Raw genomic sequence first — 11,870 nt, 5'->3', positions numbered from 1 at the left:
GTACAATTTTTGGTATTTATTATTGGTTTTATCCTTAACTTAGTAAAAAGATTTCTCCCATAAAATGATTGGAGTGAGAATTTACTTTAAAGAAGCTTTTATTTAAAATAGAGAGGAAAAATCAATGGAAGGAGTAAGCTTATGCTTATATTACTGCGTCATGGACAAAGTAGCTCCAATTTAAATAACTTATTTACTGGTTGGTACGATGCCAAACTCACCCAAAAAGGAAAGGCCCAGGCCTATGCTGCAGGACTGCGATTGAAAGAAGCTGGGTTTCAAATCGACACCATCCATACTTCTCTGCTAAGCCGGGCTATCCAAACCAGCAACCTCGTTTTGGAAGCCATGGATCAACTCTACCTGCCCTTACAAAAATCTTGGCGCTTAAATGGCCGCCATTATGGAGCTTTAGAAGGGATGAATAAAGACTTGGCCCGGGAAAAATTTGGTAAAGACCAAGTCCACGCCTGGCGACGTTCCTACGATATTCGCCCTCCCCTGGCTACTGATAGCCAACTCAGCGAGCGCTACCCCTTTTTAGATAGCTCTAGCCTACCGCAAAGTGAAAGTTTAAAGGATACCCAAACCCGCCTACTGCCTTACCTAGAAGACCAAGTCATCCCCCAACTTAAACAGGGGAAAAATGTCCTTATTGTCTCCCACGGTAACCTCTTACGGGCTTTGACCCTAGTCATTGAAGACCTGGATCCCAAAGAAGCCAGCCAAATTGAGATCGCCAATGCTCTTCCTATTGTCTACCATTTTGACCACGACTTCCACATTCAAAAAAAGGAGATCCTATCATAATCACAGGCTAGCTTTTAACTTGGTGAATATAATCACTTTCTTTTAAAAGCTATTGCCCTCTGCGCTTTTCTCAAGTAAAATAAGAATAAAGTGAGATATTATGGTCTAGGCCATGGTGTTTTGCAAGAATTATTTAGGAGGAAAAAAATGAAATTAGTATTCATTCGTCACGGTGAAAGTGAATTAAACTTAGCCAATGTCTTTACCGGTTGGTTAGATCCAAAATTAAGTGAAAACGGTCGTAAAGAAGCGGCTAAAGCGGGTCAAGATTTAAAAGAAACGGGTATTGAATTTGATTCTGTACATACTTCCGTACTAACCCGTGCTATCCAAACCTGTAACATTGTTTTAGAAGAAATGGACCGCCTCTACTTACCAGTAGAAAAAAATTGGCGTTTAAATGAACGTCACTATGGTGGTTTACAAGGTTTAAATAAAGCTGAAACCGCTGAAAAATATGGTGATGAACAAGTTCATATCTGGCGTCGTTCCTACGATGTACGTCCTCCACAAGCTAGCGGTGAACAAGCCTTTGACCATCGTTATGACCACTTAGACACCCGCCACATGCTTGCTGGTGAATGTCTAAAGGATACCCTTGACCGTACCCTTCCTTACTGGGAAGACCACATTGCTCCAGAATTAAAAGACGGCAAAAATGTTTTAGTTGTGGCTCACGGTAACAGTTTACGTTCCCTAACCAAACACATTGAAAACATTTCTGACGATGACATCATGGGCGTTGAAATTGCAACTGGTGAACCAATCGTTTATGATATCGACGAAAACCTCAATGTTGTGAATAAAACTGTCTTACATAAATAGAATGTGGCAAAGGGCATAAAAAGTCCCAACCACTGAAATCGCTTTATACTAAAAAAGCAGCTCCTTCCTTTATCGGGATAGGAGCTGCTTTTTTGCATGCTTTTAATTGTTCATTCACTAGGGGGTTCGCCTAGATCATACAGGATTCACACTCGGAGTCGTTATTGCACGATAGACGGTCTGAAGATGAAGAATCTGGAGAGACCACTTCATCACTTTCTAAATGTTCACTGCCGGCTAAAACATCTTGACGGACACGGACATAGTAAATGGTGGAACAACCCTTGCGATAGGCATAGATATAGGCCCGGTTTAAATCACGGGTGGTTGCTTCCGAGGACATGAAGAGGGTTAAGGAGATAGCTTGGTCCACATGCTTTTGGGCGGCTGCCACAATATCGATGATGGCTTGAGGTCCAACTTCATAGGCTCCCCGTTGATAATAAGCATAGTTGTCATTATCAATCTGATAAGCGGGAACATAAACCCGACCTAATTTACCTTCTTTGCGGGTTTCTACCGGTGAAACCACTGGTTGCAAGCTCGGTGTGCAGGAGGACAGGTAGGAAATTGACCCTGTGGGAGCGACTGCTAGCAGGTGGGCATTAGCGATACCGTCTTCTTGAATAGCCTTAGCGAGGGCTTGCCAGTCTTCTTGGCTTGGCAACTGCAAGCCGTAATCTTTGAGTAATTGGCGGACTCTTTCGGTCTTGGGTTGGATCCTTGATTCAGTATATTTCTTGAAGTAAGAACCATCTGCATATTCCGATTCAGCAAAGCCTGCAAAAGGTCCATGTTGTTTCACTAAAGCGTGTGAGGATTTGAAGGCATGGTAGGCTAGTGCATAGAAGAACATGTCGGTAAAGTCTACTGCTTCTTCTGAATCATAGTAAATATGGTTGGTGGCTAAGAAACCGTGTAAGTTCATAGCCCCTAAACCAACAGCATGGTTGGCTTGGTTACCCTTCTTAATGGATGGAGCAGACTCGAGGTCAGACTTTCTCGAAATACGGTCCAAGGCCTGAATGGCATGGCTGACTAAGTGACCGAAGTCGGGTGCTTGATCCATGGCCTTGGCGATATTGAGCGAACCCAGGTTACAACAAATGTCTTCCCCGATAGTACGGAAGGAAAGATCTTCCTTATAGCTGGAAGGAGTAGATACTTGGGTAATTTCCGAACATAAGTTGGACATCACGATCCGTCCTTTTTTCTTATGAGGATTGCGGCGGTTAACCGTATCTTCAAACATTAAATAAGGGTAACCTGATTCAAAGTGCAGTTCCGCAATGACTTGGAAAAGTTTTCTCGCTGAAATAAAGTCCTTATGAATGGCTGGATTAGCCAATAATTCGTCATATTTTTCGGTAATGGAAATATCTGACATGGCCTTGCCGTAGACTTTTTGAATGTCGTAAGGTGAAAAGAGGGCCATGTCCTTATTTTCCTTAGCGAGTTGGAAGGTGATATCTGGAATCACAACACCTAAAGACAGGGATTTAATCCGAATCTTTTCATCAGCATTTTCTCGTTTGGTGTCCAAAAATTTAAGGATATCAGGATGGTGGGCATGGAGGTAAACCGCCCCTGCTCCTTGCCGTTGACCGAGTTGATTAGCATAGGAAAATGAATCTTCCAAGAGTTTCATCACGGGCACCACCCCAGAGGCCTGGTTGGCCATTCCCTTAATAGGAGCAGTGGTCTCTCTTAAGTTAGTCAAGCAGAGCGCCACGCCCCCTCCTCTTTTGGACAATTGCAGACTGGTGGCAATACTTCTGGCGATGGATTCCATATTGTCCTCTACCCTTAAGAGATAACAGGAAATATATTCACCCCGTCTTTTCTTAGCCGCATTGAGAAAGGTAGGCGTCGCCGGTTGAAAGCGATTAGACAAGATATCAGCTGCCAAATCCTTGGCTAAGTCTTGGTCGCCATTGGCTAGGAAGAGCGCATTGGCAATCACTCGGTCTTCATAAGTTTCTAAATAATAAGCCTTATCGTCGGTCTTTAGGGCATAGGCGGAATAGAATTTCATGGCCCCAATTAAATTAGGAAAGGCAAAATTTTGGTCATCCGCCCATTGGTAGATTTCATGGATAAAGTCTTTAGAATATTGGTCAAAGACTTCCTTTTCATAGTAATTATTCTCAAAAAGATAGTCCAACTTACTATCCAAGTTAGCAAAAGTCTTGGTCTTGGCTTGGATATAGTCTCTCATATAGACAGCTACGGCTTCTTTATCGGCTTGAAAATTATAGTGGCCTGCTTGGCCTTTAAAACGGGTTAAAGCATTCAGTGACAGGTAGTTTTCCTCTTGCTTGAATGTCATTAAGACATACTCCTTTCAATAATTGCCACTAGGGCTTGGCTTGCACTTGCTTATTGGTCAGCGGTAAAGGTTTCGCTAATGATGTGGTTAACTTCTTCAACATCCTCTTTAGTACCGATCAGTTCAAATTGATATAAGAGCGGAACCTTTAATTTATAAGAGATCACCGGCCCGGAAATGGCAAAGGAATCACCAAAGTTGGTATTGCCAGATGAAATCACCCCAAGACAATGCTTGCGATTATCAGGGTCATTGAGGAAGTGAATAACCTGCTTAGGCACAGCGCCATGGGCATCGACCTGCCCGGCATCTGTAACTTTCCCGCCTGAATATGTAGGTACGATTAAAACATAATCTTCGTCCACCTTAATGCGTTCTTCCTCATCAATAGGAATACGGATGGATTCAGCGTCCAACTTTTGAACGAAACGGTGGGTGTTATTTGATTGTGTTGAGAAATATACAATTAATTCTTTCATTAGAAATCCCAGTCCTCATCTAGTGTTTCTTCACTTGTTCCAATAATATAAGATGACCCGCTTCCTGAGAAGAAGTCATGATTTTCGTCGGCACGTGCAGATAATTGCGCAAAGACCTCTGGAGCAATCCGCGTTTCTTCCTTGGTAAATGGTGACTCATAGCCTAAGTTTTGTAGGAATTTACCAGCATTGTATAAAGAGAAGCGAATGGCTTCATCAGCTAAGCCAAAGCCGTCATAAAGTTGGCGTAAATAAGTTTTTTCTAAGCCAATCATCTTATCCAAAAGGTCGAAAACAAATTGCTTCATTTCGGCTTGTTTTTCCGGGCTTAATTTAGCGACTTTTAATTGATATTTATAACCACTATAGAAATTATGAATCACTTTATCCCGTAAAATGAGGCGGATAATATCTGAGGTGTTCGGCAATTTGCCCCGAGCTGACAGATAAAATGGCAAATAGAAGCCCCCATAAAGTAGGAATCCTGGCATTAAGGCAGCAGCTATTTTCGATTTTAAGGGATCATCAGCAGTGTAGAAAGGAATCAGAGCTTTGGGCCGGGCTTGGAGCGCTTCATTATCTACCACCCATTCGTGGGCTTCTTCAATTTGCTCACTGGTACATAAGGTAGAGAAAATCGTTCCATAAGAACGGGCGTGAACACCAACCATGAAGGCAAAATTGGCATAAATCACTTGTTCTTGTTCAGTGAGGGAATTCTTAATCTGAGCCACATCGCCGACCGAGGCTTGAACTGTGTCTAACAGGGTGAGTCCGGTGAAGGTTCGGGTAATTAATTGTTGCCAATCATCATCGAGCTCATTCCATGACGGGAGGTCATTAGAAACGGGTATATTTTCAGGCAACCAGAAGTTTTGGGTAACCCGATTCCAAACTTCTAAGTCTTTTTCATCGACTATTTTGTTCCAATTGATGGCTCTCATATTTTGGCTTTGATCAAAATAGGCATATTCTACCGGCGACACGGACCGATCATAATAATTTTTTGTCATGATTTCTATCCCACTTTTCAATTAAAATTTTCCAGGACTACATGCATGCGATCTGGCATAGAATAAATTAGCACAATATATAGTGGCTAACAAGTCAACACCCACATTATATTTTGTATGTAAAAATACAAGAGCATAAGCGAAAAATTTCACTAGAAGCCAAGCCTATTTTGATAAGAATTTTCACGGGAGATCATTTTGTCAAGGGGGTAAATTATTTTCATGAAAAAGGCGATTTCCAATACAATTTTTGTATAGAACCTTAGCTAAAAGCGATCAAAAGTCGAGCAATTGCTTCTTTATCTTTTAAACATTATGTAAAAAAAGAGCCTGGGACAAAAGTCCCAGGCCCTTTTTAAAAAACGAACTATCTATTCAAAACGTGCTCCAAAAGTCAGCCCTGACGTCCACTTCACGAACTATGTGCGATAGTTTTGCAACTATCTACCATAGTTCGCTCCAGTGGTTCAGGGCTCTTTTGACTTTTGTCACACACTCTTTCATTCACTATGATTAATAAACTTTTTTCCCATTGAGATAAGTGGCTTGTAATTGCCCTTGGTCATTGAGAACGATGAAGTCCGCATCTAGCCCTGCTTTGATTTGGCCACATTGGTCTTCAATCCCTACTGACTTGGCAGGGTTATAGGAAGCCATTTGGACGGCTTCTTCTAAGGAAACCAAGTTCCAGGCCACCAAATTCTCCACGGCCTTAGCTAGGGTAAGGATAGAACCGGCTAAGTTACCGCCGTTAACTAAACGAGCGGCCCCGTCTTTAACGATAACCGGAAGTTCACCCAACATTGAGGGGCCTTCTGGCATGCCGCCTGCCCGCATACAGTCTGTAATTAGCACCACTTCGCTTTTCTTCCGAGCCTTTAAGACGACATTAATGGCACCAGGTTTAACGTGGAAACCGTCACAAATTAATTCGGTATATAAGTTATCTAAAGTCAGTGCTGCTCCTACTAAACCGGGTTCACGGTGGTGGAGCCCACTCATGCCGTTATAGGTATGGTTAATTAAATGAGCACCAGCTTCAACAGCAGCTTTGGCTTGATCGTAAGTCGCATTCGAGTGTCCGAGAGAAATATGAACTCCTAAGGCCTCAGCTTGGGGGATGAAGTCTACAACGCCTTCCCTCTCTGGCGCCAAGGCTAATTTATTGAGGAGTCCCTGAGAAGCCTCTAACCAGGTCTTTACTTTTTCGATATCAGGGTCAGACATATAGTTCTCATTTTGAGCGCCCTTATGTTCTTCGGTGAAGAAGGGGCCTTCAAAGAATATTCCCCGAATTTTAGCACCGGAGACTTGGTCTTTACTTTGAGCGATTACTTGACAGGCTGTGGTTAAGTTCTCACTGGTATCGGTTAAGGTGGTTGGTAGCCAAGAGGTCACCCCACAAGACAAGAGCCCCTTAGAAATCGCCTCAATGCCTTCTGGGTCTTTGTCCATAACATCGTAACCGTGGAAGCCATGGATATGGGTATCCACTAAACCAGGAGCTAGGATATTATCACTATAATCAATCACTTCTGCCTGATCGGGAACCGCCTTAACCACCTGACCAAAAGTCCCATCATCATTAACGATTAGATAGGCCTCCTCTTCTTTGTGGTCAGCTAATAAGATGGCCTTTGCCTTGATATATTTCATCACTAACACCCTTTCAATATGCTTTTCCTTTGAAATGGAAACCTAATCCTTCACACCAATCCCCAAGAAGTGAGCTACTTATGCAAGCGGATAATCTCATCTCCAGGAGCAACTTTCCCACTAGCCACCGTTTCAATTTGGTCATAGTCACTCGTATTGGTTACCACAAGAATTACCGAGGCATCATAGCCAGCAGATTCAATGGCTTGGCGGTCAAAAGTGATCAGATGGTCACCAATAGTTACCTTGTCGCCTTGTTTAACTGTTGGGGTAAAGCCTTGGCCCTTTAATTCTACGGTATCTAAACCAATATGAATGAGCACTTCCATGCCCTCTTCACTGGTTAAACCAATAGCATGGCCCGTTTCGAATAGACTGGTTACAACCCCATTGACAGGAGAAATCACTTGGTCGCTTTCAGGGCGAATGGCTAATCCTTGTCCCATCGTTCCTTGGCTAAAGACTGGGTCATTCACTTCACTTAAATTATAAAGGGAGCCTGCCACTGGTGTAAAGAGACTCATGGCTTCAGTTGCTTTGGAAAAATCGGAATCAGCTAAAATTTCATTGATTTCAGCGCTATAAATATTCGACTTACCCCCGTAAATGGCTTGGATACCGTTCTTGACATCAAGCACCCCGGTAGCCCCTAAACTTTTGAGAGTGTCTTTATTGACCTTGCCATTTTCTTTAACCGATACCCGTAAGCGGGTAGCACATGCGGTCACATGGTCAATATTTTCTGGACCACCTAAGCCTTCAATAATGGTCAAGGCCTTGTCATGGAGAGAGCCAGATGCTTGACTGGAAGAAGTTTTCCCACTCTTTGCTTGGTCATCCGTCATTTCCATCCCAGGAATCGTCACATGGAACTTCTTAATACAGAATCTAAAGACGATGTAGTAGAGAATCGCCCAGATAATCCCTATTGGAATCACCCGGATCCAGTTGGTTTGGCTGTTGCCTTGGAAGGGGCCAAAGAGCAGGAAGTCAATCAGTCCTCCTGAGAAAGTATTACCGATCCGGATTTGGAGGATATCGGCAATATAGAAGGACACCCCATCAAGGAAGGCGTGGATCACATATAACCAGGGAGCCGCAAAGAGAAAAGAAAATTCAATCGGTTCAGTAATCCCGGTTAAGAAAGAAGTTAGACCACTCGAGAAATAAAAACCTGCATTGGCTGGGCGATTTTCCTTAGGGATAGAATGATACATAGCGAGAGTTGCTGCTGGTAAGCCAAACATCATGGTCGCGAAACGTCCTGCAAAGAAGCGGGTTCCATAAGTATAAAGACCAGTAAAGTTAGGATCAGCTAATTGGGCAAAATAAATGTTTTGAGCCCCTTCAATGGTTTGACCAGCTACCGTCTCTACCCCACCCAGTGAGGTATACCAGAATAATGGGTAAATGGTATGGTGGAGACCCACCGCACCAGTTAGACGGAGGAAGAAGCCATAGAAGAAGGAACCAATACTTCCCATGGCTGCGATCTGTTCACCTAAGCCCACCATGGCTTCTTGAATCGGTGGCCAGATCACATAAATGATCGATCCTAAGAAAATGGCTGCTATCGCTGAAACAATAGGGATAAAACGATTGCCCCCAAAGAAACCTAAGAATTGTGGGAGTTCGATCTTACGATAGCGGTTATGTAAGTAGGTCACAGTTAAACCAATTAACAAGGCGCCCAGCACCCCGGTATCAATCGTCGCATCAGGTTCGGAGAAGAGTTGCAACCAGGCACTGATGGTGGCTGTATAGACGAGAAAGGCCACCCCAGCGGATAAACCAGCCGTCCCGTGGTCAGCTTCCGACAGCCCCACCGCAATCCCAATGGAGAAAATCAACGGCAAGTTAGCAAAGACGGCATTCCCCGCCATGGTCATCACGGTAAAGACCGCTTGGATAAAATCATTAGCTAAAAAGGGAAATTGAGCCAGAGCGGCATCATTAGATAAGGCGCTCCCCAGGCCCAATAAGAGCCCTGCTACCGGCAGGATAGCAATCGGCAGCATAAAGGCCTGACCTAACTTAGAAAATTTTTCAAACATGACTGTTCCTCCTTATTATTCATCCAAAGCCTGGATAAAGCGTTGGGCAATTTCCTTAGGTCGGGTAATCGCTCCGCCTACAACAATGCCTTTAGCGCCCAGGTCTTGAATCTTCTTAGCTTCACTGGGATAGTGAATCTTACCTTCAGCAATCACATCACAACCGGCTTCAACCAATTGGCTAATCAAGTCATAATTGGGTCCATCAATATTTTCACTATAGTCGGTATAGCCGGCTAAAGTGGTTCCGACAAAATCAATCCCCTCTTGGTGAGCATTGAGCCCCTCTTCAAAGGTTGAAATATCGGCCATAAATAATTGGTCAGGGTATTTCTCCTTAATTTGGTGGATAAATTCATTGACCGTAAGCCCATCATGGCGTTTGCGGTCAGTCAGGTCCAGGGCGATCACTTCACAGCCCGTCTCAACCAGCTGATCAATTTCATCCATAGTAGCGGTGATGAAGGGTTCTTCAGGTGGGTAATCTTTCTTGATAATTCCAATAATGGGGAGGTCGACAACTTCCTGGATTTGTTTAATATCTCTAACTGAATTAGCCCGTAAACCAACCGCTCCAGCCTCCTGAGCAGCCTTGGCCATTAAAGGCATAATGCCTCCTTCTTCGGTATAGAGGGGTTCGCCTGGTAGGGCTTGGCAAGAAACAATTAAGCCGCCAGAGACTTGGTCGATAAATTCTGCTTTATTCATTTGTTATCAATCTCCTTTTTTTCTTTAATATATAAATTATTGCGATCAGGATTTACATTTAATGATTTTAAACTTTGTTGGAAGTTGGCTTGACGTTTGAAGCGGTCTTCTTCCATTAAATAGTCATAAATCACATCACACATGACTATCAGGGGCAATTGGGGAGAAATACGATTACCAAAATTAAGGTTTTTTACACTGGCAATTTTAATCAGGTTATCTAAGTCCTGATTCTTATTGGCATTGCTATGGGCCGTAAATAGAACAGTATAGGCCTGATTTTGCTTGGCTGCATGGAGGGCTTGGTTAATGACCTCTGTATGACCTGAAACTGAAAAGCCTAGCACACAAGATTTAGCATTAACTACCACATTATGGACCCGGATTAAATCGTAGTCAGTAATGGCCTGACAAGGAAAACCTAGTCGCATCAATCGTTGACTAAACTCGCGGGCGGCCAATCCAGAACTGCCGATACCATAGATATAGATCTGATCTTGACTAATCAAGGCATTCACTAGGTCATGAATATCATTTTCGTCAAGTAAGTTATAGCTTTTATTGATGATGGCATTGTAGTCCGAGAGCACCCGCATGGTGTGTTTGTTGGAAGCCTCAATCCCCGGATGACTAGGTATTTGCTGGTACTCAAACAAAAATTCCCGATAGCCCTTGAAACCTAATTTTTTGGCAAAGCGGGTAAAGGTGGAATCCGAAACATGAAGTTTCTTACCCAGTTGGTCAACCGCTAAATCCTCCTCGCCTGGATCAGCCTGGATAAAATAATCGCCAATGATTTTCTCCCCAGGGGATAAGGATTCATAAGATGCTTCAATTAAAGGAATAATGCTATCAGTAAACTTTTTCATTTTGCCCTCCTTTCCAGCTGTAATCGCTTTCACCTATAATCATAGACTTTTATGAATGCATTTTCAATATTCAATTTAAAAAGTGGTTCTTCTTTCAACTATTTACATAATCTTCCTGCCCACTTGAAAGTAAAATTAGTCACAAAAAAGGCCCTTGCCAAACGACAAGGACTAAATAAGAGTCAGATTAACTTAAATTTTCTTAATCAATACAGCAAATTTTTTATGGCTTCGATTTCCTGGCCTTGGTAGCCTAAGTGACGGAAATAATTCTCAATGGACGTATATTTAGCCATAAAATCACGGTCAAAGTTTTCCATAATTTCTGGATAAGATCGGTTCACATTTTGACTGTGGCCTTCCTTAATAATCCTAGGGTCATGTTTGATATAGGCATAGGAGACTTGGTAATCGGCAACGATATCCACTAGGGGGAGTCCAGCCGCCTTATAAATCAAATAAGTAATCACTCCAGTCCGGTCCTTACCAGCACTGCAATGGATGACCGTCCCCCAACCCTTGGCCTTATTGCTCAATAAGTGGTCAAAAACCCCTTTAATAGCTGAGTAATTATCACAATATTCCAAATAGCGAATGGCCATAAAATAAGGATCATCACTTTCTTTGGCCAATTGAGCTGAGCGTCCGACGTCCTGGCTCCCGCTCAGGTTAATATTTTGGTAATCCTTGAGAAGATTTTGATAGGGATTAGGCTGTTTTTCAGCTTCCTTAGGGGCCCGCAGATCAATAATGGCTTGAACATTTAAGTCTTTTAGCCAATTAAGGTCAGCCTCATCAAGGCCAAAGAGCATAGAAGACCGGAAAAACTTTCCCCGGGGAAGCCATTGGCCCGACTCCTTATAACAGCCACCAATATCACGAAAATTACAAATTTCATTGAAGGGATAACGCAAAATACCCACCCTTTCCTCTCGACTAGGTCATTTCTCTGCCTTTAGAATAGCACAAAAATGCCGGCTGAAGTATTACACAGCCCCTATGAGACATTATTCAGCTTTTGTCTCAATATTAGACATTTTCAGAATTATGAATCTTTTCCTTATTTTACTTTATATTATCATAAGTTTTGTAAGCAATATAATGAAAAATACGAATAGATCGGGAGG

10 protein-coding genes are annotated in these 11,870 nt (G+C 42.9%); 2 read left to right on the top strand and 8 right to left on the bottom strand.

The features are described from left to right. The first annotated feature begins 141 nt into the window (after nt 1-141). The gene (locus tag JFU01_RS06730; RefSeq protein WP_195856347.1) at nt 142-810 is read left to right on the top strand and encodes a 2,3-bisphosphoglycerate-dependent phosphoglycerate mutase; all 669 of its coding nucleotides are present in this window, start codon (nt 142-144) and stop codon (nt 808-810) included. Between the two features lie 147 nt (nt 811-957). Beyond that, complete coding sequence (gpmA, locus tag JFU01_RS06725; protein WP_013669780.1) at nt 958-1,635, top strand: 2,3-diphosphoglycerate-dependent phosphoglycerate mutase; 678 nt, start codon at nt 958-960, stop codon at nt 1,633-1,635. 130 nt (nt 1,636-1,765) lie between these two features. Here the strand turns inward: gpmA and nrdE are convergent, their stop codons facing one another. The 8 genes from nrdE to JFU01_RS06685 all read right to left on the bottom strand — a co-directional run bounded on the left by nrdE (nt 1,766) and on the right by JFU01_RS06685 (nt 11,666). Continuing rightward, a complete protein-coding gene (gene nrdE / locus JFU01_RS06720) occupies nt 1,766-3,964 on the bottom strand; it encodes a class 1b ribonucleoside-diphosphate reductase subunit alpha (protein WP_195856346.1) in 2,199 nt (732 codons plus the stop codon). Between the two features lie 50 nt (nt 3,965-4,014). Further along, nucleotides 4,015-4,443 (bottom strand): class Ib ribonucleoside-diphosphate reductase assembly flavoprotein NrdI, encoded by a 429-nt coding sequence (gene nrdI / locus JFU01_RS06715; RefSeq protein ID WP_195856345.1) that lies wholly within the window; start codon nt 4,441-4,443, stop codon nt 4,015-4,017. After that, the gene (gene nrdF / locus JFU01_RS06710; protein ID WP_195856344.1) at nt 4,443-5,456 is read right to left on the bottom strand and encodes a class 1b ribonucleoside-diphosphate reductase subunit beta; all 1,014 of its coding nucleotides are present in this window, start codon (nt 5,454-5,456) and stop codon (nt 4,443-4,445) included. The genes nrdI and nrdF overlap by 1 nt, the downstream gene beginning before the upstream one ends. A 513-nt stretch (nt 5,457-5,969) precedes the next feature. After that, a complete protein-coding gene (gene nagA / locus JFU01_RS06705; RefSeq protein ID WP_440201598.1) occupies nt 5,970-7,115 on the bottom strand; it encodes an N-acetylglucosamine-6-phosphate deacetylase in 1,146 nt (381 codons plus the stop codon). A gap of 71 nt (nt 7,116-7,186) precedes the next feature. Continuing rightward, nucleotides 7,187-9,166 (bottom strand): PTS transporter subunit IIABC, encoded by a 1,980-nt coding sequence (locus JFU01_RS06700; RefSeq protein ID WP_195856342.1) that lies wholly within the window; start codon nt 9,164-9,166, stop codon nt 7,187-7,189. A gap of 15 nt (nt 9,167-9,181) precedes the next feature. Next, a complete protein-coding gene (locus JFU01_RS06695; protein ID WP_195856341.1) occupies nt 9,182-9,874 on the bottom strand; it encodes an N-acetylmannosamine-6-phosphate 2-epimerase in 693 nt (230 codons plus the stop codon). Beyond that, a complete protein-coding gene (locus JFU01_RS06690; protein ID WP_195856340.1) occupies nt 9,871-10,743 on the bottom strand; it encodes a MurR/RpiR family transcriptional regulator in 873 nt (290 codons plus the stop codon). The genes JFU01_RS06695 and JFU01_RS06690 overlap by 4 nt, the downstream gene beginning before the upstream one ends. A gap of 206 nt (nt 10,744-10,949) precedes the next feature. Continuing rightward, entirely contained in the window at nt 10,950-11,666 is a 717-nt protein-coding gene (locus JFU01_RS06685; protein WP_195856339.1) for a tyrosine-protein phosphatase, read from the bottom strand. Nucleotides 11,667-11,870: the final 204 nt, after the last annotated feature.

The sequence above is a fragment of the Aerococcus sp. Group 2 genome (assembly GCF_905125285.1).
Classification (GTDB): Bacteria; Bacillota; Bacilli; order Lactobacillales; family Aerococcaceae; genus Aerococcus; species Aerococcus urinae_E.
This window is presented reverse-complemented; position numbering and strand designations above follow the sequence as displayed.

Bases quoted from the DNA above. Each gene is read 5' to 3' on its own strand.
- JFU01_RS06695 (WP_195856341.1), bottom strand. From the start codon at position 9,874: ATGAATAAAGCAGAATTTATCGACCAAGTCTCTGGCGGCTTAATTGTT.
- JFU01_RS06700 (WP_195856342.1), bottom strand. From the start codon at position 9,166: ATGTTTGAAAAATTTTCTAAGTTAGGTCAGGCCTTTATGCTGCCGATT.
- JFU01_RS06690 (WP_195856340.1), bottom strand. From the start codon at position 10,743: ATGAAAAAGTTTACTGATAGCATTATTCCTTTAATTGAAGCATCTTAT.
- nrdE (WP_195856346.1), bottom strand. From the start codon at position 3,964: ATGACATTCAAGCAAGAGGAAAACTACCTGTCACTGAATGCTTTAACC.
- nrdI (WP_195856345.1), bottom strand. From the start codon at position 4,443: ATGAAAGAATTAATTGTATATTTCTCAACACAATCAAATAACACCCAC.
- gpmA (WP_013669780.1), top strand. From the start codon at position 958: ATGAAATTAGTATTCATTCGTCACGGTGAAAGTGAATTAAACTTAGCC.
- nrdF (WP_195856344.1), bottom strand. From the start codon at position 5,456: ATGACAAAAAATTATTATGATCGGTCCGTGTCGCCGGTAGAATATGCC.
- JFU01_RS06730 (WP_195856347.1), top strand. From the start codon at position 142: ATGCTTATATTACTGCGTCATGGACAAAGTAGCTCCAATTTAAATAAC.